Consider the following 23,859-nt stretch of genomic DNA (forward strand, 5'->3'; position numbering starts at 1 on the left):
GATCACCCTAGGGCGCGGGCGCGAACCGTCAGAAGAAGGCGGGTCCGCGCCGCAGCAGCGTGTCATACAGCATCTGCTGGACGTTCTCGCGCACGTGGTCGGTGACGTTGAACAGGGTCATCGGGTCGTCGGCGTCCTCGGCGGCGTACTCCTCCAGCGTCATCGGCTCGCCGAACTGGATCATCCACTTGGACGGCAGCGGGACGAGCCCGGCGGGGCCGAGCAGCGGGAACGTCGGGGTGACGGGGAAGTACGGCAGGCCGAGCAGCCGGGCGAGCGGCCGCAGGTCGCCGATCTTGGGGTAGATCTCCTCGGCGCCGACGATGGCGGCGGGGACGATCGGGACGCCGGCGCGCAGCGCGGTGCCGACGAAGCCGCCGCGGCCGAAGCGCTGCAGCTTGTACCGGTCGGCGAACGGTTTGCCGACGCCCTTGAAGCCCTCCGGGAACACCCCGACGAGCTCGCCCTTGCCGAGCAGGCGGGCGGCGTCGGCCTGGCAGGCGAGGGTGTGGCCGGCCTTGCGGGCGAGGTGGGCGAGGACGGGCACCTGGTAGACGAGGTCGGCGCCGAGGAGCCGGACGCACCGGCGGGCGTGGTCGTGCAGCCCGACCGACAGCATCAGCGCGTCGAGCGGGAGGGTGCCGGAGTGGTTGGCGACGATCAGCGCGCCGCCCTCCGCCGGGACGTTGCCGACGCCTTCGAGCTCGACGCGGAACCAGTGCTCGTAGAGGGCGCGGGCGGCGGGGAGCAGGATGTTCTCGTTGAAGTCGGGGTCGTAGCCGAACTCGTCGACCTCGTACTCGCCGGCGAGGCGGCGGCGCAGGAAGGCCAGGCCGGACGCGATGCCGCGTTCGATCGGCCCGGGTCCGGCGCCGGCGTCGCCGCCGGGCTCGCCCGCCTCGCCGCCGTCGTGGCGGGCCGAGGCGAGCCGGATGACCTGCGCGCCCTCGTCGTCCTCGTGGCGGGCGTGCATCATCCTGCCTCCTTTCCCGCGCGGCGCGGGCCGCACGGTGTCCACGCGTCGCGGCGCCGCTCGGCGCGCGACGGGCGGGGCCTGGTCAGCCGCGCAGCAACGACGCCAGCCGGGCGGCCGGGTGCCCGCCGAGGCCCTGGGCGGCGACGAAGTCGGCGAACGCCGCCTCCGTGCCGTACTTCGGGCGCCATCCCAGCTCCTTCTCCACGGCCGCGGTGTCGATGACCCTGCCGTAGGTGAGCCAGCGCAGCAGTTCGGGCGAGAACCCCGACATGCCCGCGAACCGCCGTCCCATGTCGCCGAACAGCGAGATCGACGGCGCCGGGACGGGCACGTAGGGGCGGCCCGCGCGGCGCAGCGCCTGCGAGAGCAGGAGCACGCCGTCGCCGGCCACGTTGTAGCAGCCGGGGTGGTTCTCGACGGTCATCCGCCGCAGCACCTCGACGCCGTCGTCCTCGTGGACGAACTGGAGCCGCGGGTCGAAGCCCAGCACCGTCGGGACGACGGGCATGCGCAAGTATCGCGTGAGCGGCGAGTCGACGCCGGGGCCGATGAAGTTGGCGAACCGCAGCACCGACACCGTCAGGTCGGAGCGGCGCCGCATCAGCCCGCGGACGTACCCCTCGACCTCGACGGCGTCCTTGGCGTACCCGGACGTCGGCGCCTCGACGGGCTCGTCCCGCTCGGTGAAGACGGCCGGGTCCATCGGGGATGAGCCGTACACGGCGGCCGAGGACCGCACGACGAGCTTGCGCGCGTCGGGCGAGCGCTGGCACGCCCCGAGCAGCTGCATCGTCCCGATGACGTTGAGCTCTTTCACCTTCGCCCGCGGCGCCGACGCCGAGGTGACCAGGTTGAGGTGCACCACGGTGTCCACCCGGGCGGAAGAGATGATCTTCGCGATGCCGGGCGTGCGGATGTCCACCCGTACGAACTCGGTGCGGCCGAGCGGCATCGTGGGCGGCACGGTGTCCACCCCGATGACCCGCTCGATCCCCGGGTCGGCCTGCAGGGCGTGCGCGACCCGCGCCCCCAGGAAACGGGAGACGCCCGTGACGAGGACGACACGGGCCGCGGCGGGCTCGGCGGGCCCCGACTCGGCAGGCACTGTGCGCCCCACCCCTTACGGTTGAGCGACCGGCGTGCTCACTTCTTGTTGCGGCGCTGGATGCGCGTCTTCTTCAGCAGCTTGCGGTGCTTCTTCTTGGCCATCCGCTTGCGGCGCTTCTTGATGACAGAGCCCACGAGACCTCGCTCGGCGTATCGGGTGATGTGCAGGAGACGAACGTGCCGCAGGCGAGCATCACTCGAAACGCGCGCACGGTCCGCTGCCCAAGGGTACCGCTGCGCAGGTGGAGATCTCGCCGCGGCATGGCGCGCGGCGACCGGCACCGCGCCGCGCGCGCCGTCCCGCGGCGCCGCCCGCGATGCCGGGCACCTTTCCGCGCGGGCGGGCGGAGGTCGTGCATCCGCCCGTCCCGCGGTGTCCGGACCGGTCCCGGACCGGGGGTCGCGCGGGGCATCGGCGATGCCCCGTCCGTCCGGTCCCCGGGTCGGCGGCCTGCCGGCCGCCGGCCGGTCCTCATCCTGTTTCCCCAGCTCCGGGACGGTCCTCGCGGGTCGTCCCGGCGCCCCCTGCACGGCCGGGTGGCAGGTTCGGCGGGTGCCGTTCGGCCCCGCCCTCACCCGTTATCCGGCTTCGATGTACGCGTCGCGCAGGTAGTCGTGAACGGCCTGTTCGGGGACCCGGAACGAGCGGCCCACCCGGATGGCGGGAAGCTCGCCCGAGTGGACGAGGCGGTAGACGGTCATCTTGGACACCCGCATCACCGAGGCCACTTCGGCCACGGTCAGGAACCTGACCTCGCTGAGAGGTCGCTCGCCTGAGCTCATCGGACGCCCTCTTCCACACGTGCCGCGCACCGGCCCTTCGGGTGACTTTGATCACGCACGTGTACTTCCTCCAGCGTAAATCGCGTATCGGCAGTCGCAAGAGGGGAGTTCCGCACATTTCCGTATCCGACCCTGACCGGGCGGCCATACCACTGCTCCCGCACGGAGCGCGAAGCCGACGGCACAGGGCGTGGCACGCCAAGCGCTTGTCAACCGAAAACAGGCGATGACCTGCGACTCAGGGGTTCGCGATGGGGCGGCGCGAAACCAGGAACACCATTACGGCAGCCCTGTCACACGCCGTGACAGGCTCGACGGACGCCCCGGAAGGTAAGCAAGGTCAATCCTCCGGGGACAGGCCCGCGCGGGCGAGGAGGTACGCCGTCATAGGCGCGTAATGGTGCGGCGATACGCCGTCGTCCAGCGGAACCACCACGTCGATCTTGCCTTCCGCGGCGCCGGCGAACAGCGCGGGATCGTTACAGTCCGCGAATCCGACGGTGTCGATCCCGGCCTGGCCGGCGGCGCCCGCCCAGCCGTGATCGGCAATGGCCAGATCCGGCCAAGAATCGTGTTTATCGTTCAGGGTCTCGCCGTTTCCGCTATTAGCGGACGCGGACGGACCGGCGCCGGTGCCCGCGGAAGCGGCGCCCGCGGAGGCGAGTTCGCGGAGCATCGCCTCCATCGGGTGCGGGTCGTGCGTGTGGTGGGTGCGGAGGTCCTCGCCCTCCAGCATCGCCACGCCGGGCTCGGCATAGACGATCCGGCGCAGGTCGGAGCCGCCGTAGTCGACGTCGATCTCGTACGTCCAGCCCGCCGCCGGGGTCAGGATGCGGCAGCCGGCGCCCGCCAGCGCCCGCCCGACGGCCTGGTACAGCGGGGTCAGCGTGGCCGGATGCCCGGTCGCGATCACCACGGTCTCCCCGCGGCGCGCCGCGAGGCCGATCCGGTCGCCCATCGCCTCCAGCGTGTCGAGCGTGATGTCCGGGTCGATCGTGTCGTCCCCGTACACGTGCCGGGGATCGGGGTTCACGCCGCAGCGCTCGACCATCATCTCCAGCACCGAGCGCTCCGTCCACGACGGCTTGAGCTCCAGCCCGAACCGGTAGTACGGGTTGCCGGCCGCCATCCGCCGGTAGTGCAGCAGGTTGTTCTGCCGCGGGGTCGCCACGTCGCCCGCGATCATCGTCCGGACGAGGTGCGCGCGCAGTTCGTCCCGCGTGGGGGGCTTGCCAGGATCCGCCATCACTCGTCCGCCATCGATCGCCGCCGTCGCTCGTCGTCCTGCTCGTCCGCCGTCACTCGTCCGTCATGGGGTCGAGGCCGTGCTCGGGAAAGACCTCTCGGCGGGTCGCCAGGATCGCCTGGTCGACGGGGTTCGCCGGGTCGTAGCCGTTCCCCCACCGGTGCACCTCCACCACGTCCGTCCCGTCCGTCATCCGGCGCGGGGCGACCTCGCCGGTGCGCCGCCGGACGAACTCGCGCCAGCCCTCCGGGGTCTCGGTGCCCGGCGGGATCGGGTCGCCGGACGCCTCCGCCAGCAGGTGCGTCCAGGCGCGCGGGACGACCTGGACCAGCTCGTAGCCCCCGCCGCCGGTCAGGACCCAGCGGCCGCCGGCCGTCTCGTGCGCGAGCCGGTGCAGCGCCGCGTACGCCGTCCGCTGCCCGTCCACGGTGAGGATCAGGTGGGCGAGCGGGTCGAGGGCGTGCGAGTCGGCGCCCTGCTGGGTGACGAGCACCTGCGGGCGGAACCGGCGCAGCAGCTGCGGGACGACCGCGTCGAACGCGCGCAGCCAGGACGCGTCGTTGGTGCCGGGCGGCAGCGCGACGTTGACCGCCGTACCGTCGGCGCCGGTCTCGGTGGGGAGGCCGGTGCCGGGGAACAGCGTCCGCGGCGTCTCGTGCAGGCTGATCGTGAGGACGCGCGGGTCGTCGTAGAAGGCGGCCTGGACGCCGTCGCCGTGGTGCACGTCGATGTCGACGTAGGCGACGCGCTCGGCGCCGTTCTCCAGCAGCCACGCGATCGCGATGGCCGGGTCGTTGTAGACGCAGAAGCCGCTCGCGGCGCCGCTCAGCGCGTGGTGCAGGCCGCCGGAGATGTTCGCGGCGTGCTCGGCGCGGCCCGTCCACACCGCCTCGGCGGCGGCCACCGAAGCGCCCGTGACCAGCGCGGACGCGTCGTGCATGCCGAGGAAGACGGGGTTGTCGTCGGTGCCGAGGCCGTGCCGCGGCTCCGGCAGCCCGGTCTCGCCCGCGTGCTTGACGGCCGCGATGTAGGCCTCCTCGTGGACGAGCCGGAGGAGCTTGTCGTCGGCCGGCGCGAACTCCGAGACCGTCACGGTGGAGCGGTCGAGCACGCCGAGCTCGCGGGCCAGCGCCATCGTCAGCTCGACGCGGACCGGGTTCATGGGGTGGCCGGGCCCGAAGTCGTAGGAGACGAGCCGGTCGTCCCAGAAGATCTCCAGCCCGCAGTCCCACGGCGGGGGCGGCTGGGACGGCGGCGCGACGCTCATGACCTCACGGTATCGCGGCAGGCCGGTGGCCAGGATCACAGACCCCACCGGTCCGGGCATGCCCCGCGATCAGCCGCAAGGTTGATTACACGCCACAAACGGGCATGTACATAACACAACGGAAACAGCGAGTGAGGTGCCGATGGACCCGAGCGTCCGCAGCCGCGCGATCTCCGGCGCGCTCCGCCTGGGCGTCCACCCCTTCATGCACCGGGTCCCCGGGCACGCACCGACTCTCCGCACCGCCCGCTCCGCCGTGGACGCCGCGTCCCTACTGCTGCGCGCCGGGTCCGGCGTACGGGTCGTCCCGCTGGACGATCCGCGCGTCGAAAGCCGCGGCGGCGACTCCGCGCGGCCCGGTCCCGGGACCGCCGGAGTCAGAAGTTGCCGGCGTGCTCGTGCTCGAACGACAGGTCGTCGTCCCGCTTCCGGCGGCCGACGGTGAGGAAGCCGACCGCCGCCGCGACCGTCGCGATCCCCTCCCCGACCAGGCTGATCGTCTTGTCGGTGTACCAGACGGGCTCGTGCATGTCCGGCAGCGGGCCGAGCGCGCCCACGTCGACGTAGTAGTAGAGCAGGAGCGCGCCGACCGCGCTGCCCGCGACGAGGAACGACAGCGCGTACGACCAGCGGGTCGCATAGGTGAGAATGATCACCGCGACGACGCCGGCGACCGCGGCCTGGATGCGGAAGAGCACGTCGCCGTCGATGGAGCCGCCCTGGACGAACGCCATCTCGGGAGCGAACCTCCAGTGCACGACGGCGTCCGCGGCGAGTCCCGCGGCGACCAGCAGGCGGAGTATGAGTCCCATACTCCCTTACACGGCCCCGCACCCCTGCCCGGCTCAACGGGATCATTCGGAATTGAACTTTTTCCGGCGGTACGGCCCCTAGCGGCGCGGATCAGCCACCGGCGAGCTCCCGGCCGCGGTTGCGCGCCGCTTCGATCGCCTCCAGCACGGCGGCCCGGACGCCGTGCCGCTCCAGCTCCCGGATCGCCGAGATCGTCGTCCCGCCCGGGGACGTCACGGCCTCGCGCAGCAGTACCGGGTGCTCGCCGGAGTCGCGCAGCATCACCGCGGCGCCCACGGCGGACTGGATCACCATCTCCAGCGCGGCGGCGCGCGGCATGCCGAGCAGGATCCCGGCGTCGACCATCGCCTCGACCAGGTAGTAGAAGTACGCGGGTCCGCTGCCGGACAGGGCCGTCGCGCCGTCCTGCAGCGACTCGGGGATGCGCAGCACCTTCCCGACCGGCGACAGCAGCTCCTCGGCGAGCCGCAGGTGCTCCTCGCCCGCGTGCGACCCGGCCGAGATCACGCTCATCGCCTCGTCCACGTGGACGGGGGTGTTCGACATGACGCGGACCACCGGCACGCCCGCCGGGAGCCGTTCCTCGATGAACGCGGTCGGGATGCCCGCGGCCATCGAGACGACCAGCCGGTCGGCGCCGACGTGCGGGCGGATCTCGTCCAGCAGCGCGCCCATGTCCTGCGGCTTCACCGCGAGGATCAGCGTCCCGGCCTTCGCGGCGGCGTCGGCGTTGGACACCGTCTCGATGCCGTAGCGCTCGCGCAGCAGCGCCGCGCGCTCCTCACGGCGCGCGGTCGCCACGAGCTCGGACGGGCGGCGGCCGGCCCGGAGCACCCCGGACAGCAGCGCCTCGCCCATCTTCCCGGCACCCAGAATCGCGATCATCGGCATACCTTGACGTGGGGATCAGTGACCGCCACAGCCTACCGAGGGCCGCTCGGGCCCCGCCGCCGAGGCGCGGGGCGGGTCAGGCGCGGCCGACGATTGAGCGTGCGAACAGCTTCAGGTTGGCCGGCCTCTCCGCGAGCCGCCGCATGAAGTACTCGTACCAGTCCCGGCCGTACGCGACGTACACGCGCACCTGCGCGCCCTTCCCCGCGAGCCGGCGCTGCTCCGCCGAACGGATCCCGTAGAGCATCTGGTACTCGAACGTATCGGCGTCGCGCTCGTTCAGCACCGCCAGTGCCCCGCCGATGTCGATGAGGCGCGGGTCATGCGTGGCGAGCATGGGGTAGCCCTTGCCCGCCATGAGGACCTTCATACAGCGGACGTAGGACTTGTCGATCTCTTCCTTGTCGGTGAAGGCCACCGCCTCGGGCGCGGCGTAGGCGCCCTTGCACAGCCGCACGCGGGACCCCTCGTACGCGAGCTCCGCGCAGTGCTCCTCCGCGCGCCGCAGGTACGCCTGTATGACCGCGCCCACGTCCGGGAAGTCGCGGCGCAGTTCGTGGACGATCCGCAACGTCGCGTCGACCGCGGTGTGCTCTTCCATATCGAGCGTGACGGTCGTGCTGGCGGACCGTGCCGCGCCGCAGATGCGCCGCGCGTTCTCCAAGGCGAGCCGTTCGCCCAGCTGCTCGCCCAGCGACAACCCGATCGCCGACAGCTTCACCGACACCTCGGCGCGCGCCCCCAGCGCGGACTCCCCGAGCCGTTCGAGCAGGGCGACGTAGCGGTCGGCGTTCGCCTCGACGCGGCGGCCGTCCTCGGTGCCCTCGCCGAGCACGTCCAGCGTGACGAGCAGGCCCTCGGCGGTCAGGTCCCCGGTGACGCGCGTCGCGTCCTCGACCGTCTCCCCGGCGACGAACCGCCGGACGACGTCGCCGGTGAACGGCGCGGTCTCCACGATCCGGCGTGCGCCGCCACTGCGCGACGCGAACAGCAACGCCTGACGAAGCACTGGTGCACAACCCCTTGTCCGGCGGGACGGCCCGCTCCCCTGCCGTCCAGGTTATGCCCGGACCGGCGTCCCGATCACGACGCCCCGTGCGCGGCGCCGCTCAGGAGACGGTGCCGATGCCGTGGCCGCCGCCGTACTTCTGGACGTACTGCGGCATCCCCGCCGTCTTCACCGCCTCGAACAGCGCCTTCGCCTTGGCCGGGTCCAGGAAGACCACGCTCTGCTTGTTGCGCATCCCGGTGCCCTTGTACGGCGCCGTAAGGAACGTCACGTCCCCGACGCGCAGGTGCCGCAGGCTCAGCGCGAGCGAGCGCAGGTCCCCCGCGGACTCGCTCGAGTCGACGCTGATCGACTTGGTGAACGCCGACAGGAACCGGTCGAGCTTCAGCGGGTTGCTGATCGTGCCGCCGTCCGCGGCCTGCTTGGCGAGCGCGCCGAGGAACGCCTGCTGCCGCTTGATCCGGTCGAAGTCGCCGTTCGGCAGGTTGTAGCGCTGCCGGACGAACAGCAGCGCCTCCTCGCCGTTCAGCTTCTGCCGGCCGGCGTTCCACTGCTTCTTGCGGGCCGGGTCGTACACGCTCTGCCTGATGTCGACGGTGACGCCGCCGAGCGCGTCCGTCATCGACTTGAAGCCCTCGAAGTCGATCGCGCCGTAGTGGTCGATCCGGATGCCGGTGAGGTTCTCCAGCGTCTCGATCAGCAGCTTCGGGCCGCCGAACGAGAACGCCGCGTTGATCTTCTGCTTGCCGTAGCCGGGGATCTGCACGTAGGAGTCCCGGGGGAAGGAGATGATGTACGCCTTCTTCCGGTCCGCCGGCAGGTGCATCAGCATGATCGTGTCGGTGCGCTGCTGGCCCGGCTTCCAGAGCTTGCCGCCGCCGTCCCCGGTGGTGCCGACGTCGGCGCGCGAGTCGGAGCCGACGAGCAGCCAGTTCTCGGTGCCCGCGATGTTCGGCCCGGGCCGCTTGCCGCTCGGCATGACGCCCTGGATCCGGTGGATGTTGCCGTTGTAGGACGACTGGCGCTGCCAGATCAGCCCGCCGATCCCGGCCACGACCAGCACGACGAACACGCCGATCGCGATCAGGACGCGCGGCCAGCGCTTCTTGCGCGGCCGCCCGCCGCCGTCACCGTCGTCGCCGCCCCAGAACGCCGCCCCCTCGGAACTCTCGGCCCCCTCGCCGCCGCCCTCGGCCTTCGGCGGGCTCGCGGGCCCGCCGGCCGCGGCATGACCTACGGGGAGCCCCGAGCGCACCGGGGCGTCGGACGACGCGTGGCGTCCCGCCTGCGGCGTAGGAGGCTCATCGGGCCGCTGCGGCATCGGCGAACCAGGAAGGTCTCGGGGGGTCATGGCGACAGAAGCTACCAGCCCGCTCGATGCGGTTAATGCCCGTTTCACCCGTCCGCCCATATCCCGTCCGATACAGGCCCCCGGGTAAACCTCCCGCCCTACCCGGCGTTCGTCCCGTCCTCGTCGACGGACGGAGGCGCGGCGACGAACGTCCCGCGGCCTTGTGTGGTGACCACCAGCCCGCGCTGCGAGAGTTCCCGCAGTGCGTCGGAGACGGTGGTGTGACTGACGCCGTACTGGTCCGCGAGCGTGCGGACGCTGGGCAGTCGACGTGCGAACTCTCCGGCCGCGACTCTGCCCCCGAGGTGATCGGCCACCTGCCGCCACAGCGGCTCGGGACCGTCAAGGTCAATCACATTCCTAACAGTACGGACACTCCGAACCAGCCTTACGGACTGAACAGTGCCAACTCTCCTGACAGTGCTGACAGTCCGGTCCATGCTGGGCCCCGGACATGAAACGACCCCGGGGACGCGGCCACGTCACCCGGGGTCTAGGACCGGACGCCTTATAGGAGGCGAGCGACCCATGGCTCCTGATGCTAGAGCGCGGCTCGAAGCGCTCGGGACCGTTCTGCGCGCGCACGGTATGAGCGCGTGGTTCACCCCGGACGGACTGCGAGTCGAGAATCCGCGCGCCGACGGCTGCTGCACCGTTCACCCGTGCGCCGTCCTGACCGTCGGACCTCGGGAAGCCGACGCGGGACGGCTGTGGTTCTGGACGAACTGGCGCCACCCCGTCGCGGACGCCGACCGGGTCGCCGATGCCGTGACCGTCCTCAAAGCCCTGCTGAGCGGCGAGCCCGGGGTGGTGCTGTGACCGGCCTGATCATCGCGGCTGTCGCCGTCTGCGCCGCCGTCCTGGCGAGCCCGGCCACCGCTCTCGCGCTCCCCCGCCGCCCCCGCTACACGGGCCGCCACCGCGCCCCCTTCTGACCGTTGACTTGTGGCGTGTCGTGGTTATGAGCGCCGTCTTAACCACGACACGCCACAAGTCAACGGAGGTTAGGGGGTGCGTCTGCGGAGGGTGGCGGCGCCTAGGAGGAGGGCGACGACGGTGAAGGCGGCGATCACGGCGACGTCGGTGGCGAGGGTGCCGGTGAAGACGGTCTTACCGGTGATCTCCTGCATGCCCTGGACCGCGTAGGTCAGCGGCAGCACCTTCGAGACGGCCTCCAGCCAGCCGGCCATCTGGTCGCGCGGGACGATCAGGCCGCACAGCAGCGTCTGGGGCAGGACGAGCGCCGGCATGAACTGGACGGCCTGGAACTCGGTGCGGGCGAACGCGCTGCAGAACAGGCCGAGGGCCATGCCGAGCAGCGCGTCCAGCACCGCGACGAGGACCAGGGAGCCGAGCGAGCCGGAGAGGTCCAGGTCGAGCCAGGTGAGCGAGATCAGCAGGACGACGCCGACCTGCACCAGCGCGGCCAGCCCGAAGGCGAGGGCGTAGCCGAGCAGCAGGTCGAGCCGGCCGAGCGGCATGCTCATCAGCCGCTCCAGGGTGCCGCTGGAGCGCTCGCGCAGCGTGGCGATGCTGGTGACCAGGAACATGACGATGAACGGGAACAGGCCGAGCAGCATCGGGGCGAGCCGGTCGAACGTCCGCTGCTCCTCGAACACGTACCGCAGCAGGATCATCAGCAGGCTCGGCACGGCGACCAGCATCGCTACGGTGCGGGGGTCGTGGCGGAGCTGGGTGAGGATCCGGCGGGCGGTGGCGAGGGTGATCGCGGGGTTCATGCGGCGCTCCCGGCCGTCTCGTTGATCAGGTGGAGGAACGCCTGCTCGAGGTCGGCGGTGCCGGTGCGCTCGCGCAGGTCGCCCGGGGCGCCGTCGGCGAGCAGGCGGCCCTCGCGCATCAGCAGCAGCCGGTCGGTGCGCGCTGCCTCGTCCATGACGTGGCTGGAGACGACCAGGGTGGTGCCGCGCCCGGCGAGGGTCCGGAACAGCGTCCACAGCTCCTCGCGGAGGACGGGGTCGAGGCCGACGGTCGGCTCGTCGAGGACGAGCAGCTCGGGGCTGCCGAGGAGGGCGACGGCGAGGTTGGCGCGGTTGTGCTGCCCGCCGGACAGCGTCGCGACCGGCTGGTCGCGGGCGCCGGCGAGACCGACCTGCGCGATGACGCGGTCGACGTCGCCGCGCGGCGCACCGAGCACGGCGGCGAAGTAGCGCAGGTTCTCGGCGACGGTCAGGTCCGCGTAGACGGCCGGGGACTGCGTCGCGTAGCCGACGCGGTCGCGCAGGCCGGGCGATCCGGCGTCTTCGCCGAGGACGGTCACCTGGCCGCTCTTGACGAGCTGGACGCCGACGAGCGCCCGCATCACGGTCGTCTTGCCGCAGCCGCTCGGGCCGAGGAGACCGACGACCGCGCCGCGCGGGACGTCGAAGGTCAGTCCGTGCAGAACCTCGCGCCCGCCGCGCTCCACCCGCAGCTCCTGGACGGACACGGCGGGACTAGAACTCATCATGTGATGAATTTAAGCCCGCGCGGGAGCCCGGTCAAGGGGCGGGGACAGCCCTTGTGCGGGCGTCAGTCCAGGTAGCGCTGGAGGGTCGGCGCGACCAGCTCGACCAGCTCGTCCTCGCTCGCGGACGCCATCGGCTCGACGTGCAGGACGTGCCGCAGGATCATCACGCCGATCAGCTGCCCGACCGCCGCCTGGATGTTCAGGTGCGGGAGGTCGGTGGCGGCGCCGGCGCGGCCGAGCAGCGCGGACGTCACGAACTCGCGCATCATCGCCGCCGCCCGCTCGTTGGTCATCGCCGAGCGCAGCATCGCCAGGATCGGCGCGCGCCGGTCCGGGTCGTCCCAGACCTGCAGGAACGCCCGGACGATCGTCTCGCCGAGCCGCTCGGGCGGCAGCGACAGCAGCTGCGGCAGCATGACCGCCGGGTCCACCGGGAACCGCATGGCCGCGACGAAGACGCTCTCCTTCGTGCCGAAGAAGTGGTGGACGAGCGCCGGGTCGACCCCGGCGGCGCGGGCGATCGCGCGCAGCGACGTCCCGTCGTAGCCCTTGTCGGCGAACATCTCGCGCGCCTCGGCGAGGATCGCCTCGCGCGTCTCGGTCGGCCCCGGCCGGCGGCCCCGCGCGGACGAGGTCCGCCCGGACGCGGTGCGTCCCGCGCGCGCGCCGTCCGTCACCGGGCGCCCCGGCGGGTGACCTCCCCGGCCGAGGTGACCTGCCAGGTGTGGTCGGCGGCGGCCAGGTGCAGCCGGGCGAACGCGAGCGCCTCGGCGAGGTCCTCCATGCGCTCGGCGCGGCTGGACGCGCGGCGCGTGTTGACCTCCAGCACGACGTGCCCGCGGAACCCGGACTCGGCGAGCGTCTCCAGCATCGGCCCGCACGGCTGGTTGCCGCGGCCCGGGACGAGGTGCTCGTCCTTGTTGGTGATCCCGACGCCGTCGGCGAGGTGGATGTGCCGGAGCCGGTCGCCGAGCCCCGCGGCCATGCCGAGGGCGTCCGAGCCGGAGACGGCGGTGTGCGACAGGTCCAGCGTCACGTGCGGGTAGTCCTGGTCGACGGGGTTCCAGTCGGGCAGGTACATGCCGGCCTCGGCGCCCCGCGCCTTGAGCGGGAACATGTTCTCGACGGCGAACAGCACGTCCGTCTCGTCCTGCATGCGGGCGAGGCCCTCGACGAACTCCTTGGCGTAGTCGCGCTGCCAGCGGAAGGGCGGGTGGACGACCACGACGTCCGCGCCGAGCTCCTCGGCGACCTCCTTGGAGCGGATGAGCTTGCCCCACGGCTCGCGGCCCCAGACCCGCTGGGTGAGCAGCAGGCAGGGCGCGTGGATCGACTTGATCGGGACCTGGTGGTAGTCCGACAGGCGGCGCAGGACGTTGAGGTCCTGCGAGGACGCGTCCGTCGACACCATGACCTCGATGCCGTCGTAGCCGAGCAGCGCGGCGATCTCGAAGGCGCTCGGCACCTTCTCGGGATAGACCGACGCGGTGGACAGCGTGATCGGTGCGTCCGGCACGCGCAGGGCCGGTGAGTAGGCGCCGTTGTGCTGCGGGGTCAAGGCTTCCTCGCCAGGAATGATCGCTCGGCTGGGTCCGTGAGAGCAGTGTTCGTAAAGGAAAGCCTATGCGCCCGAGCCGGTGATGAAACCCTCGCCCCGAGTGATCCGCGCTGCTTCCCGCGTGGGGCCGCGCGGGGCGCGGCTACGCTCTGTCCCCGTGGCCGAGATCGCGCCGGGCGCCGTGCCGAGCCCGAACATCTGGAACTCCCCGCAGGTCTACGAGCTGGAGAACCGCGCGGTCGACCCGGACGGCGTGCTGGACGCGGCGATGCGCGCGATCCGGCCGTGGACGGGCGCGACCGTGCTGGACCTCGGCTGCGGCACCGGCTACCACCTGCCGTATTTCGCCGCGGACGCCGCCCGGGTGATCGGGATCGAGCCGCACGCGGGCCTCGCCGGGGCCGCGGCGCGCCGCGTCCGCGATCTCCCGAACGTCACCGTGCGTGTCGGCGCGGCGCAGGCGCTGCCGCTGCCGGACGCGTCGGTCGACGTGGTGCACGTCCGGTGGGCGTACTTCTTCGGGCCGGGCTGCGAACCGGGCCTCGCCGAGCTGGACCGGGTCGTCCGGCGCGGCGGGGCCGTCTTCGTCATCGACAACGACGCGACCCGGTCCACGTTCGGCCGCTGGTTCCGGCGCGGCCTGCCGTCGTACGACCCGGACGCGGTCGAGCGGTTCTGGACGCGGCGCGGCTTCACCCGCGAGCCGCTGATGATCCGCTGGTCGTTCGGGAGCCGCGAGGACTTCGCCGCCGTGCTGCGGATCGAGTTCCCGGCGGACCTCGCGGACGAGTTCCTGCGCGAGCATCCCGGCCGGGAAGTGGACTACGCGGTCAATCTGTGGTGGCGTTGCGCCTGAGGTTACTGACGAGTCCGTCACAGTAGGCGTCCCGCTGTGGCCACTCTTGGACCCCCCGTACAACAATTGGCGCCGAACCACCCCCGGCGCCGCCAGGCGCCCGCGACGCCGCCCCCCGACCCCGGCCGGCGTCCACCCGAAGGAACGGAGGAACCGGCCATGGGCCGTGCCGCCAGGACGAGCCGCAATGTGATCGCCGCCGCCGCGCTCGCCGGAGCCGGCGCCGGAGCCGGACTGGCCCTGCAGCGCCGCGCCGTCCGCCGCCTCCAGCTGCGGCCCGACCCTTACGCCGGCGAGCCGTTCGGCTCGCTGCGCGGCCGCCCCGTCCCCGTCCGCGCCGACGACGGCACCCGGCTGTACGCCGAGGTCGACGGCCAGGACCGCACCGACCTCGCCGTCGTGTTCTCGCACGGCTGGACCCTCACCCAGGACTCCTGGCACTTCCAGCGCAAGGCGCTGCGCGGCCTCGGCCGGCTCGTCTTCTGGGACCAGCGCGGCCACGGCCGCTCCGACGGCGGCGACCGCGACGGCTACAGCCTCGACCGCCTCGCGGACGACCTCGGCGCCGTCATCGACGCCACCGTCCCCGCCGACACGCCCGTCGTCCTCATCGGGCACTCCATGGGCGGCATGACCACCATGCGGTACGCCGACGCGCACGCCGACCTGGTCGGCGACAAGATCGCCGCCACCGGGCTGCTGTGCACCTCGTCCGGCGGCCTCGGCGAGGTCACCCTCGGCATGCCCGCTTTCCTGGCGCGCGCCGCCCACCGCGTCCTGCCGCGCGCCCTGCGCGCCCTCGGCGCCGGCTCCGCCGGCATCGAGAAGGTCCGCCACCTCGGCCGCGACGGCTCCATGCTGATCGAGGACCTCATCGCCTTCGGCCCCGACGCCAGCCCCGCCGCCGTCGCGTTCTGCGAGCAGATGATGACCGAGACCCGGATGGACGCCCTCATCGACTTCTTCCACTCCATGATCACCACCGACGTGATCAGCGACTGCGCCGCCCTCGCCGCCGCCGACACCCTCGTCCTCGGCGCCGAGAACGACATGCTCACCCCCGTCGAGCACAGCCTCAAGATCGCCGGCTGCGTGCCGTCCGCCCGCCTCGAGGTCGTCCCCACCGCCGGCCACATGGCCATGCTGGAACGCCCCAGCATCGTCTCCGACCACCTGGGCGACCTCATCGAACGCGCCCGCAAGCAGTGTTGACCCAGGGGGACGACCCCCTGGAACACTGTGTTGGCCCAGGGGGACGACCCCCTGGAACCCCTCGTCACGACCAACAGGCTGTTTCCCCGCTCCGCTGGCGCTCCGCGGCGAAACAGCCTGTTGGTCGCCGGGCAGGCCCGCTGCGCTCGCTGCACTCGCTCCGCGTGCCTGCCCGTGAGCGGGCTGGGCTTCAACCCACCGGGGCCGAGCTTCAACCTGCCGGGGGCTTTCGGGGCGGACTGTCGTAGGCGGGCTCTAGAGTCTCGGGGCATGGCGAAGGCGAAGACGGCGAAGGCTGCCTACCGCTGCTCGGAATGCGGCTGGCAGACCTCGAAATGGGTGGGGCGCTGCGGTGAGTGCCAGACGTGGGGCACGGTCACCGAGACGGCCTCCGCCACCCCCGCGCGGGTGGTGACCGCCGGGCCCGTCAGCAACCCCGCCAAGCCGATCGGGCAGGTCGACGTCCAGAACGCGCAGACCAGGCCCACCGGGCTGGACGAGCTCGACCGCGTGCTCGGCGGCGGCATCGTGCCCGGCGCCGTGCTGCTGCTCGCGGGCGAGCCCGGCATCGGCAAGTCCACGCTGCTGCTGGAGGTCGCGGCGCTGGCGTCCACGCCGCCGGAGATCCCCCGCAACGCGCCCGCCAAGCGCGTCCTGTACGTCACCGGCGAGGAGTCGGCCGAGCAGGTCCGGCTGCGCGCCGACCGCGTCGGCGCCATCACCGACGAGCTGTACCTCGCCGCCGAGACGGAGCTGTCCGCCGTCCTCGGCCACGTCGACGCCGTCGAGCCCGCCCTGCTCGTCGTCGACTCCATCCAGACCATCGGGACGTCCGAGGTCGACGGCGCGCCCGGCGGCGTCACCCAGATCCGCGAGGTCGCCGCCAACCTGATCAGGGTCGCCAAGGAGCGCGGCATCACCGTCGTGCTGGTCGGCCACGTCACCAAGGAGGGCGCGATCGCGGGGCCCCGGCTGCTGGAGCACCTCGTCGACGTCGTCCTGTACTTCGAAGGCGACCGGCACTCCCGGCTCCGGATGATCCGCGCCGTGAAGAACCGCTACGGCCCGACCGACGAGCTCGGCTGCTTCGACCTGTCGGAGGTCGGGATCGTCGGGCTGCCCGACCCGAGCGGGCTGTTCCTCACCCGCCGCGAGGAACCCGTCCCCGGCACCTGCGTCACCGTCACGCTGGAAGGACGCCGGCCGCTGGTCGCGGAGGTCCAGGCCCTGGTCGCCAAGTCGCACCTGCCCGCGCCGCGGCGCGCCACGTCCGGGCTCGACACCTCCCGCGTCGCGATGGTGCTCGCCGTCCTCGCCCAGCGCTGCAAGATCTCCATGCACGAGCAGGACGTGTACGTCTCCACCGTCGGCGGCGTCCGGCTCGCCGAGACCTCCGTCGACCTCGCGCTCGGCCTCGCCGTCGCCGGGTCCACCGTCGAGCAGGCGCTGTCCGGCAGCCTGATCGCGCTCGGCGAGGTCGGCCTCGCCGGCGAGGTCCGGGTCGTGCCCGGCGTGCAGCGGCGGCTCGCCGAGGCCGCCCGGCTCGGGTTCAAGCACGCCGTCGTCCCCCGCGGGTCCCTGGAGCTCGCCGACGGGTCGCCGCTCAAGCGCGCCGACCCGCAGCTCACCAGCTACGAGGGCATGAAGGTGATGGAGGTCGACAGCCTGCAGCAGGCCCTGCAGGTCGCATTTACCGCGCCATGACGCGCGTAGCGCGAGAGTATTACGGCACGCGTCAGACGGATGCGACCAGGGGAGGAACCGGGCCGCACCCCTCCTCGGTAAACTGACGCCGTCCAGCGACCTCCGGGGGCCAGGTGCCAGAACACGACAAGGCTCATGACGAACGACGCCGCGCCACGCTCGCCGCGGTGGCCCCGGGCACCCAGATACGCGACGGCCTGGAGCGGATCCTGCGGGGGCACACCGGCGGGCTGATCGTCCTCGGCTACGACAAGACGGTCGAGGAACTGTGCTCGGGCGGCTTCGAACTCGACGTCGAGTTCTCCGCGACCCGGCTGCGCGAGCTGGCCAAGATGGACGGCGCGATCGTCCTCGACAGCGACCACTCCCGCATCGTCCGCGCCGCCGTCCACCTCGTGCCGGACTCCACCATCCCCACCGAGGAGTCGGGCACCCGGCACCGCACCGCCGAGCGGGTCGCCCGCCAGACCCGCCACCCGGTCATCTCGGTGAGCCAGTCGATGCGGATCATCGCGCTGTACCTGGACGGCATCCGCTACGTCTTGGAGGACTCCGCGGCGATCCTGTCGAAGGCCAACCAGGCCCTCGCCACGCTCGAGCGCTACAAGCTGCGGCTGGACGAGGTGTCCGGCACGCTGTCCGCGCTGGAGATCGAGGACCTCGTCACCGTCCGGGACGTCAGCGCCGTCGTGCAGCGGCTGGAGATGGTGCGCCGCATCGCCGACGAGATCGAAGGCTACGTCGTCGAACTCGGCACCGACGGCCGGCTGCTGTCCCTGCAGCTGGACGAGCTGGTCTCCGGCGTCGACGTCGACCGGGAGCTGATCGTCCGCGACTACCCGTCGGACGACACGCGCGCCCGCGGCGTCGACGCGATCCTGTCCGCGCTCGACACGCTGTCGGCCAACGAGCTGCTCGACCTGTCCACGGTCGCGGAGGTGATGGGCTTCGCCGGGCCGGACGCCCTCGACCTGCCGGTCAGCCCGAAGGGGTTCCGGCTGCTGGCGAAGGTGCCGCGGCTGCCGAGCATGGTCGTCGAGCGGCTCGTCGAGCATTTCGGCGGGCTGCAGAAGCTCCTCGCCGCCAGCATCGACGATCTGCAGGCGGTCGGCGGTGTCGGCGAGTCCCGCGCGCGCAGCGTCCGCGAGGGCCTGTCGCGCCTCGCCGAGTCGTCGATCCTCGAACGCTACGTCTGACCCCACTCCAGACCAGCACCACACAGGCGAGCGCAGCCCGGGGTCGCGCAACCCCAGTCGCGCCGCACAACGGCACAAATCAGCGCGGCACAAACCAGCGCCACCGGTCAGCGCGACACAAGCCCGGCACAGTGGCACTGGTCAGCGCCACACAGACCAGTGCCACTGGTCAGCGCGGCATAAGCCAGCGCGACGCAGCGGCACCAATCAGCACCGCACGAATACCACCGCACAGGCCGGCGCCACCTGTCGGCGTGGCATAAACCAACGCGGCACAGCGGCACAGATCAGCGCGGTACAGGTCAGCGCGCCACAGATCAGCGCCACCGGTCAGCAGCACCGGTCGGCGCGGCACCCTGCCGACGCGGCGCAGCGGCACGGGTCAGCGTAGGTGGAAGATCCGCTTGCTCGCCTTGCCGCCCTTGAGGGCCGCGACGTAGGTCCCCGGGCGTGCGGGCGGGCCGGTGCAGCCTCGGCGACGGTCCCAAGTGACGGCGGCGGTGTAGGGGACGCCGCGCCGCAGTGTGCGTTTTTCGGGCCTGCCCTTGCGGCACTCCCCCGACGACCAGATCCGGTCCTTTCCTGACGTGACGACGACGGAGAGCGCACCGGTGTCGAACCTGCACGACGCGGCGCTCGTGTTCACGGCGGTGATGCGGAACCGCGGGCTCTGCCCCGCCGTGTAAGCCTTGGCCGCCGCCATGGTGAGCACCAGGTCGCGTGGCCTGCACGGCCCGCCGTACTGCGCAGGCTCGGGCGTCACGGTGACGGTCACCGTCGGCACGGCGGTCGGCGGGTCCACGGGCGCGGCCGAATCGATCGCCCCGGCGACCTTCTCGTCGCCTCCGCTGCTCCCGCCCGCGCAGGCCCACGCCAGAGCCCCGACCGCACAGACCATCCCGGCCAGCACCGCCACGCGGCGGCGCCAATACCGGTCCAGTGAATAACGCTCGGTATCCGCATCCATGCGGTCAGTATGCATTCGCCGAATCGCCACGAGGGTCCGACCCGCCGCGTGCCACAATGGCGGTCCGCCATGAACTCCACTTACACCGATCCGATTCTCGACTGGTACGCCGCGAACGCGCGGGATCTGCCCTGGCGCGCGCCCGACGCCACTCCCTGGGGCGTCCTCGTCAGCGAGATCATGCTCCAGCAGACTCCCGTCGCCCGCGTCCTGCCCGTCTGGCAGGCCTGGATGGAGCGCTGGCCGACGCCCGCCGCGCTCGCCGCCGAACCGTCCGGCGAGGCCGTCCGCGCCTGGGGCCGGCTCGGATATCCGCGCCGCGCGCTGCGCCTCCACGAGAGCGCCCGCGCGATCACCGACCGGCACGGCGGCGAGGTCCCCTCGTCCCACGCCGACCTGCTCGCCCTGCCGGGCATCGGCGCCTATACGGCCGCCGCCGTCGCCAGCTTCGCGTTCCGGCAGCGGCACGCCGTCCTGGACACCAACGTCCGCCGCGTCCTGGCCCGGCTCGTCTCCGGCGAGGAGTACCCGCCGAAGGCCCAGACCAAGGCGGAGGTGAAGCTCGCCGAGGGTCTGCTGCCCCTCGACCCGCCGACGGCCGCGCGCTGGGCCGTCGCCGTCATGGAGCTCGGCGCCCTCGTCTGCACGGCCCGGACGCCCCGCTGCGTCGACTGCCCCGTCCTCGCCCAGTGCACCTGGCACCTGAACGGCCGTCCCGCGTATGACGGCCCGCCCCGCAAGGGCCAGACCTACGCCGGCACCGACCGCCAGTGCCGCGGCCGCCTCCTCGCCGTCCTCCGCGACGCCGACGGCCCGGTCGCGAAACCCGCCCTCGACGTCGTGTGGTCCGACGCCCCGCAGCGCGAACGCGCCCTCGACGCCCTCATAGCTGACGGCCTCGTCGACCCCCTGGACGACGGCCGCTACACCCTCCCCACCTGACGGGGGAGGGTGGCATGCCTGCCGAACCGGTCTCCGATCGGCTGCGTCCGCCGCTGGAAGGCTGGACGGCCGAGGATCTCGATTCGCTTCCCCCCGGCGGCTCTCGTTTCGAAATGCTCGACGGAGCGCTCATCAGGATGTCGCCGCAGTCGGCCTTCCACAGCCGCGTGAAGCGGCGGCTCGCGACTGCTGTGGAAGAGCATGCCTCCGAGGGCGTCCGTGTGGACACGGGGATCACCGTGAAGCTCGACTGTCGCCAGCGGCCCGAGCCGGATGTACTCGTCCTCGTGCGCGCGTGCCTGCAGCGGCCCGGTGACTTCCGGCGGATCGCCTACGAGTTCTGCGAGGACGAGGCGGCGCAGGGCACCCGCTACGCCGAGGTGTCGTTCACCGCGGCCGCGCACGGTGAACGGCTCGGTGACCTGGACATGCCGCTGACCGCCGTCCGCGAGGGCCTGGACGCCGGACGCGAGGCGTTCGGGATCGAGGTGGGCCTGCTGCTCGACCACTCGCGCCGCCGCTCCCTCGGCCGGGCCTGGCGCACGCTGGACCTCGCCCGCCGCCATGACGGCGTCGTCGCCGTCGGCCTGGCGGGCGACGAGTCCTACCCGGGTGACCCGTTCACCGAGGTCTTCGCCGCGGCCCGTGACGCCGGCCTGCACGTCGTCCACCACGCGGGCGAGGGGGAGGGCGCGGCGAGCATCCGGCAGGCGATCGGCCCCGGCCGCACCGAGCGCCTCGGCCACGGCATCCGCGTTCTGGACGACCCGGACCTGGTCGCCGAGGTCCGGGAACGGAAGATCCCGCTCGAGGTCTGCCCGTCGTCCAACGTCGCCCTGGGTTTCGCGCCGTCCCTCGCCGAGCATCCCCTCCCGCGCCTGCGCGAGGCGGGCCTGATCGTCACGGTCAACACCGACATCCCCGCTCTGATCGGCACGCCGCTCGCCACGGAGTACGCCCGCGTCCGCGGCGCGTTCGGCTATGACGGCGCGGCGCTCGCCGCCTTGGCGGGGGCCGGCGTCGACGCGTCCTTCGCCCCGGCGTCCACGAAGGCGCGCCTGCACCGGGAGATCGAGAGCTGGCTGGCCATCGTCTGACCCGGCGCCCGTCACGTGGGCAGGGGTCGGTCGTTGACGATGTGCTTCATCACGAGGGTCGAGTTGAGCCGCTGGACGCCGGGCAGCGCGGAGAGCACGTCGTCCTCCAGCTCCTGATAGGCGGTCAGGTCGGCGGTGACGATGCGCAGCAGGTAGTCGGGGTCGCCGAACAGGCGCTGCGCCTGCACCACTTCGGGGACCCGTTCGACCGCCGCCTCGAAGCCGAGCAGGGTCTCCCGGTCCTCCTGCCGCATGGTGACGAACACCAGCGCCTGGAACGTCAGGCCCAGGGCGGCGGCGTCCACGACCGCGCGGTATCCGCGGATGACCCCGCTGCGCTCCAGCTCCCGCAGCCGGCGGTGGCAGGGCGAGACGCTCAGCCCGACCCGCGCCGCCACTTCGGTGATCGTCGCACGGCCGTCCTCCTGAAGCACCGCAATGATCTTCCGGTCGATGCCGTCCATGCAGAAGATTCTTCCACTGCAGCGGCGCTGTGCAACGAAACTTAGCAGCACATTCCGGCAGATCAATCATATTCTCCCTTCATCAGCCGCCGTCCGAGGGGATTCCTGCCATGGCCACCGGCTCCGTGCTCGCCTTCTGGTCGGTCGCGTTCCTGTTCATCGCCGTCCCCGGTTCGGACTGGGCATTCATGATCAGCGCCGGGCTGCGGGGCCGCTCCGTCCTTCCCGCGGTGAGCGGGCTGGTCACCGGGTACGCCGCTGTCACGGTCATCGTCGCGGCCGGCATCGGGGCCCTCGTCGCCGACTCCCCGAGCCTCCTCACGGCCCTCACGATCGTCGGCGGGGCCTACCTCATCTGGCACGGCGCCATGACCCTCGCCCGCCCGTCAGCACCGGACGCGCGAGCCTCCCGGCCCGAGGACACCGGATGGGGCATCTTCCTGCGCGGCATCGGCGCCAGCGGCCTCAACCCCAAGGGGCTGCTCATCTTCGTCGCACTGCTGCCCCAGTTCACGGACCCGGACGGCCGCCTGCCGATGACCGGCCAGATCGGCGTCCTCGGCGCTACCTACATGGTCACCTGCGGGCTGTTCTACCTCCTGCTCGGTACCGTCGCCCGCAGCGCCCTCCAGGGCCGTCCCGCCGCCGCCCGTTCGATCAGCAGGCTGGCGGGAGCCGCCATGGCGGGCATCGGCGCCTGGCTCGTCCTCGACCACCTCCTCGGCTGACCAGGGCGCCGCACCTCAGGACACGCGCCCCGTACACCAAGCCGTCGCGCAGCGACCGAGCCTCAGGGCGCGCGACTCAGACGCCGAGCGGCCGCCGAAGGCAGGCCGCCGAGCCAGGCCTCAGGACACGCCGACCCGCGGCCGGCCCGTTGCGCCCCCCGACCTCGCCAGCGCCGCGCCCGCGACCGTGATCATCGCCGAGTACGACGAGCCCAAGACACGCGAGCCATGCACCGAGCCGCCGCGGCGAAGACCGGCCCCTCAAGGTGCCCGGGGCTCGAACGCCGAGCCGCCGCGGGCCATGGGCCGGGGAACGGGTCTCTAGGGCGCGCGGCCCGGGTGGTACGCGGAGCCGCCGCGGACGACGGTGTGCATGTGCCCGGCGCGGATCTCGCGGAGGAACGGGTCGGTGTCGTCCGTCCACTCGGCGGGTGTGCGGACGACCGGGTGGACGGGGAGGCCGAGCCGGGCGGCAGCCTCCTGGGCCGCGTCGAAAGCCGTCTCGCGCCCGAGGTCGCCGACCAGCAGCACGTCGACGTCGACGGGCTGGTCGCCCGGCACACCGGCATAGCGGGCCGCCCAGGGGCCGAACAGGTGCGCCTCGCGGACCGCGGGGAGCCGTCCGAACTCCTCGGCGACCACGGCGGCGGGGCCGAACGTCAGCATGACCAGGCGGGCGAGCGGCTCGTACAGCGGGCTGTGCTCGTCGCGCGACACCAGCCGCCCGGCGAGCGTCCGGCGCAGCGCGAGGACCCCCGCCCGCGACAGCCGCTCCACCTCGCGCATGACGGTGCCGAGATCGGTGCGGAGCATCACCGCGAGGTCGAGCATCGACGCCTCGCGCCGGGGCCCGAGCAGCAGCCGGCCGAGCAGCCCCCCTTGCAGCCGCGACCTGAAGATCGGCAGCTGCGGCGGCGCGGGCGCGCGCACGTCGCGCTGGAACGCCGCGTCCGGCGAGCGCCCGCGAGACCGCCCGGACTCCGCCATCGACCCCACCGCATTCGATCGCATGTTCGAATACTAGAAGCCGCCTCCGACATCCCGGGCCGCCGAGAAGCACCGAGAGAAAGCCGCACATGATCCGGAAGAGGGCTGCCACGTGATCCCTTTCGCCGATGGTCGTGATGCGGTCCATCGTCGGCCGGGGCCACCGCGCCCGGAAGTGGAACGGGATTCTGTGGATAACTCCGGCTCAGAGTCAGGCGCGGCGGGCCCTGGACGGATC

The 23,859-nt window shown here is 72.4% G+C and carries 26 protein-coding genes; 8 read left to right on the forward strand and 18 right to left on the reverse strand.

What is annotated here, in order from left to right:
- Positions 1–28: 28 nt before the first annotated feature.
- The 11 genes from F8568_RS17225 to F8568_RS17275 form a co-directional block, all read right to left on the reverse strand.
- Complete coding sequence (locus F8568_RS17225; protein WP_407924474.1) at positions 29–976, reverse strand: lysophospholipid acyltransferase family protein; 948 nt, start codon at positions 974–976, stop codon at positions 29–31.
- Positions 977–1,058: 82 nt separating this feature from the next.
- Positions 1,059–2,081 (reverse strand): NAD-dependent epimerase/dehydratase family protein, encoded by a 1,023-nt coding sequence (locus F8568_RS17230; protein ID WP_151594561.1) that lies wholly within the window; start codon positions 2,079–2,081, stop codon positions 1,059–1,061.
- A 38-nt stretch (positions 2,082–2,119) separates the two neighbouring features.
- Positions 2,120–2,218 (reverse strand): 30S ribosomal protein bS22, encoded by a 99-nt coding sequence (locus F8568_RS17235; RefSeq protein WP_018654693.1) that lies wholly within the window; start codon positions 2,216–2,218, stop codon positions 2,120–2,122.
- A 444-nt stretch (positions 2,219–2,662) separates the two neighbouring features.
- Positions 2,663–2,866 carry a helix-turn-helix domain-containing protein gene (locus F8568_RS17240; protein WP_067466901.1) on the reverse strand — a complete coding sequence of 68 codons (204 nt, stop codon included), beginning with the start codon at positions 2,864–2,866 and terminating at the stop codon, positions 2,663–2,665.
- A gap of 340 nt (positions 2,867–3,206) precedes the next feature.
- On the reverse strand, positions 3,207–4,112 hold the full coding sequence (locus F8568_RS17245) for a phosphatase (protein ID WP_151594562.1): 906 nt from the start codon (positions 4,110–4,112) through the stop codon (positions 3,207–3,209).
- Between the two features lie 52 nt (positions 4,113–4,164).
- Complete coding sequence (locus F8568_RS17250; protein WP_151594667.1) at positions 4,165–5,325, reverse strand: acetoin utilization protein AcuC; 1,161 nt, start codon at positions 5,323–5,325, stop codon at positions 4,165–4,167.
- Between the two features lie 431 nt (positions 5,326–5,756).
- The gene (locus F8568_RS17255; protein ID WP_151594563.1) at positions 5,757–6,191 is read right to left on the reverse strand and encodes a hypothetical protein; all 435 of its coding nucleotides are present in this window, start codon (positions 6,189–6,191) and stop codon (positions 5,757–5,759) included.
- Positions 6,192–6,282: 91 nt separating this feature from the next.
- Entirely contained in the window at positions 6,283–7,077 is a 795-nt protein-coding gene (gene proC / locus F8568_RS17260; protein WP_151594564.1) for a pyrroline-5-carboxylate reductase, read from the reverse strand.
- Positions 7,078–7,159: 82 nt separating this feature from the next.
- Positions 7,160–8,092, reverse strand: coding sequence for a proline dehydrogenase family protein (locus tag F8568_RS17265; RefSeq protein WP_151594565.1), 933 nt, complete (start codon positions 8,090–8,092; stop codon positions 7,160–7,162).
- Positions 8,093–8,192: 100 nt separating this feature from the next.
- Positions 8,193–9,443: an LCP family protein gene (locus F8568_RS17270; protein WP_236008842.1), complete on the reverse strand. Its 1,251-nt coding sequence runs from the start codon at positions 9,441–9,443 to the stop codon at positions 8,193–8,195.
- 98 nt (positions 9,444–9,541) lie between these two features.
- Positions 9,542–9,799 carry a GntR family transcriptional regulator gene (locus F8568_RS17275; RefSeq protein ID WP_328600924.1) on the reverse strand — a complete coding sequence of 86 codons (258 nt, stop codon included), beginning with the start codon at positions 9,797–9,799 and terminating at the stop codon, positions 9,542–9,544.
- Between the two features lie 172 nt (positions 9,800–9,971).
- Between F8568_RS17275 and F8568_RS17280 the strand changes: the two genes are divergently transcribed.
- Complete coding sequence (locus F8568_RS17280) at positions 9,972–10,262, forward strand: hypothetical protein (protein ID WP_151594567.1); 291 nt, start codon at positions 9,972–9,974, stop codon at positions 10,260–10,262.
- A 185-nt stretch (positions 10,263–10,447) separates the two neighbouring features.
- Here the strand turns inward: F8568_RS17280 and F8568_RS17285 are convergent, their stop codons facing one another.
- The 4 genes from F8568_RS17285 to F8568_RS17300 form a co-directional block, all read right to left on the reverse strand.
- On the reverse strand, positions 10,448–11,182 hold the full coding sequence (locus tag F8568_RS17285) for an ABC transporter permease (protein WP_151594568.1): 735 nt from the start codon (positions 11,180–11,182) through the stop codon (positions 10,448–10,450).
- Positions 11,179–11,910, reverse strand: coding sequence for an ABC transporter ATP-binding protein (locus tag F8568_RS17290; protein ID WP_202125055.1), 732 nt, complete (start codon positions 11,908–11,910; stop codon positions 11,179–11,181). Before F8568_RS17290 ends, F8568_RS17285 begins: the two co-directional genes overlap by 4 nt.
- A gap of 62 nt (positions 11,911–11,972) precedes the next feature.
- Entirely contained in the window at positions 11,973–12,587 is a 615-nt protein-coding gene (locus F8568_RS17295; RefSeq protein WP_328600925.1) for a TetR/AcrR family transcriptional regulator, read from the reverse strand.
- On the reverse strand, positions 12,584–13,468 hold the full coding sequence (locus tag F8568_RS17300) for a sugar phosphate isomerase/epimerase family protein (RefSeq protein WP_151594569.1): 885 nt from the start codon (positions 13,466–13,468) through the stop codon (positions 12,584–12,586). Before F8568_RS17300 ends, F8568_RS17295 begins: the two co-directional genes overlap by 4 nt.
- A 157-nt stretch (positions 13,469–13,625) precedes the next feature.
- Here F8568_RS17300 and F8568_RS17305 point away from each other — a divergent pair, with 157 nt between their 5' ends.
- The 4 genes from F8568_RS17305 to disA all read left to right on the forward strand — a co-directional run bounded on the left by F8568_RS17305 (position 13,626) and on the right by disA (position 18,436).
- Positions 13,626–14,324, forward strand: a complete 699-nt coding sequence (locus F8568_RS17305; RefSeq protein WP_328600926.1) for a class I SAM-dependent methyltransferase — start codon at positions 13,626–13,628, stop codon at positions 14,322–14,324.
- Positions 14,325–14,483: 159 nt separating this feature from the next.
- Positions 14,484–15,536 carry an alpha/beta fold hydrolase gene (locus F8568_RS17310; RefSeq protein WP_151594571.1) on the forward strand — a complete coding sequence of 351 codons (1,053 nt, stop codon included), beginning with the start codon at positions 14,484–14,486 and terminating at the stop codon, positions 15,534–15,536.
- A 270-nt stretch (positions 15,537–15,806) separates the two neighbouring features.
- Entirely contained in the window at positions 15,807–17,240 is a 1,434-nt protein-coding gene (gene radA, locus F8568_RS17315; RefSeq protein ID WP_151594572.1) for a DNA repair protein RadA, read from the forward strand.
- Positions 17,241–17,353: 113 nt separating this feature from the next.
- Positions 17,354–18,436, forward strand: coding sequence for a DNA integrity scanning diadenylate cyclase DisA (disA, locus tag F8568_RS17320; RefSeq protein ID WP_151594573.1), 1,083 nt, complete (start codon positions 17,354–17,356; stop codon positions 18,434–18,436).
- A gap of 382 nt (positions 18,437–18,818) precedes the next feature.
- Here the strand turns inward: disA and F8568_RS17325 are convergent, their stop codons facing one another.
- Positions 18,819–19,403 carry a hypothetical protein gene (locus tag F8568_RS17325; RefSeq protein WP_151594574.1) on the reverse strand — a complete coding sequence of 195 codons (585 nt, stop codon included), beginning with the start codon at positions 19,401–19,403 and terminating at the stop codon, positions 18,819–18,821.
- A 69-nt stretch (positions 19,404–19,472) separates the two neighbouring features.
- Here F8568_RS17325 and F8568_RS17330 point away from each other — a divergent pair, with 69 nt between their 5' ends.
- Together F8568_RS17330 and add are read left to right on the forward strand one after the other, a co-directional pair.
- The gene (locus F8568_RS17330; RefSeq protein ID WP_151594575.1) at positions 19,473–20,345 is read left to right on the forward strand and encodes an HhH-GPD family protein; all 873 of its coding nucleotides are present in this window, start codon (positions 19,473–19,475) and stop codon (positions 20,343–20,345) included.
- A 14-nt stretch (positions 20,346–20,359) separates the two neighbouring features.
- Positions 20,360–21,442, forward strand: a complete 1,083-nt coding sequence (gene add, locus F8568_RS17335) for an adenosine deaminase (protein ID WP_151594576.1) — start codon at positions 20,360–20,362, stop codon at positions 21,440–21,442.
- Between the two features lie 11 nt (positions 21,443–21,453).
- On the opposite strand, the gene F8568_RS17340 is transcribed toward add, so the two are convergent.
- Complete coding sequence (locus F8568_RS17340) at positions 21,454–21,906, reverse strand: Lrp/AsnC family transcriptional regulator (protein ID WP_151594577.1); 453 nt, start codon at positions 21,904–21,906, stop codon at positions 21,454–21,456.
- A 110-nt stretch (positions 21,907–22,016) separates the two neighbouring features.
- Here F8568_RS17340 and F8568_RS17345 point away from each other — a divergent pair, with 110 nt between their 5' ends.
- Positions 22,017–22,634, forward strand: coding sequence for a LysE family translocator (locus F8568_RS17345; RefSeq protein WP_151594578.1), 618 nt, complete (start codon positions 22,017–22,019; stop codon positions 22,632–22,634).
- 321 nt (positions 22,635–22,955) lie between these two features.
- Here the strand turns inward: F8568_RS17345 and F8568_RS17350 are convergent, their stop codons facing one another.
- A complete protein-coding gene (locus F8568_RS17350; protein ID WP_160573651.1) occupies positions 22,956–23,645 on the reverse strand; it encodes an ArsR family transcriptional regulator in 690 nt (229 codons plus the stop codon).
- Positions 23,646–23,859 lie beyond the last annotated feature (214 nt).

Origin of the sequence: Actinomadura physcomitrii, assembly GCF_008923205.2 — a bacterium.
Taxonomy (GTDB): Bacteria; Actinomycetota; Actinomycetes; order Streptosporangiales; family Streptosporangiaceae; genus Spirillospora; species Spirillospora physcomitrii.

Excerpts from the sequence above, each read along its gene's own strand:
- F8568_RS17225 (WP_407924474.1), bottom strand. The coding sequence starts at position 976 with ATGATGCACGCCCGCCACGAGGACGACGAGGGCGCGCAGGTCATCCGG.
- F8568_RS17240 (WP_067466901.1), bottom strand. The coding sequence starts at position 2,866 with ATGAGCTCAGGCGAGCGACCTCTCAGCGAGGTCAGGTTCCTGACCGTG.
- F8568_RS17245 (WP_151594562.1), bottom strand. The coding sequence starts at position 4,112 with ATGGCGGATCCTGGCAAGCCCCCCACGCGGGACGAACTGCGCGCGCAC.
- F8568_RS17255 (WP_151594563.1), bottom strand. The coding sequence starts at position 6,191 with ATGGGACTCATACTCCGCCTGCTGGTCGCCGCGGGACTCGCCGCGGAC.
- proC (WP_151594564.1), bottom strand. The coding sequence starts at position 7,077 with ATGATCGCGATTCTGGGTGCCGGGAAGATGGGCGAGGCGCTGCTGTCC.
- F8568_RS17270 (WP_236008842.1), bottom strand. The coding sequence starts at position 9,443 with ATGACCCCCCGAGACCTTCCTGGTTCGCCGATGCCGCAGCGGCCCGAT.
- F8568_RS17280 (WP_151594567.1), top strand. The coding sequence starts at position 9,972 with ATGGCTCCTGATGCTAGAGCGCGGCTCGAAGCGCTCGGGACCGTTCTG.
- F8568_RS17285 (WP_151594568.1), bottom strand. The coding sequence starts at position 11,182 with ATGAACCCCGCGATCACCCTCGCCACCGCCCGCCGGATCCTCACCCAG.
- F8568_RS17290 (WP_202125055.1), bottom strand. The coding sequence starts at position 11,910 with ATGATGAGTTCTAGTCCCGCCGTGTCCGTCCAGGAGCTGCGGGTGGAG.
- F8568_RS17310 (WP_151594571.1), top strand. The coding sequence starts at position 14,484 with ATGGGCCGTGCCGCCAGGACGAGCCGCAATGTGATCGCCGCCGCCGCG.
- radA (WP_151594572.1), top strand. The coding sequence starts at position 15,807 with ATGGCGAAGGCGAAGACGGCGAAGGCTGCCTACCGCTGCTCGGAATGC.
- F8568_RS17325 (WP_151594574.1), bottom strand. The coding sequence starts at position 19,403 with ATGGATGCGGATACCGAGCGTTATTCACTGGACCGGTATTGGCGCCGC.
- F8568_RS17330 (WP_151594575.1), top strand. The coding sequence starts at position 19,473 with ATGAACTCCACTTACACCGATCCGATTCTCGACTGGTACGCCGCGAAC.
- add (WP_151594576.1), top strand. The coding sequence starts at position 20,360 with ATGCCTGCCGAACCGGTCTCCGATCGGCTGCGTCCGCCGCTGGAAGGC.
- F8568_RS17340 (WP_151594577.1), bottom strand. The coding sequence starts at position 21,906 with ATGGACGGCATCGACCGGAAGATCATTGCGGTGCTTCAGGAGGACGGC.
- F8568_RS17345 (WP_151594578.1), top strand. The coding sequence starts at position 22,017 with ATGGCCACCGGCTCCGTGCTCGCCTTCTGGTCGGTCGCGTTCCTGTTC.
- F8568_RS17350 (WP_160573651.1), bottom strand. The coding sequence starts at position 23,645 with ATGCGATCGAATGCGGTGGGGTCGATGGCGGAGTCCGGGCGGTCTCGC.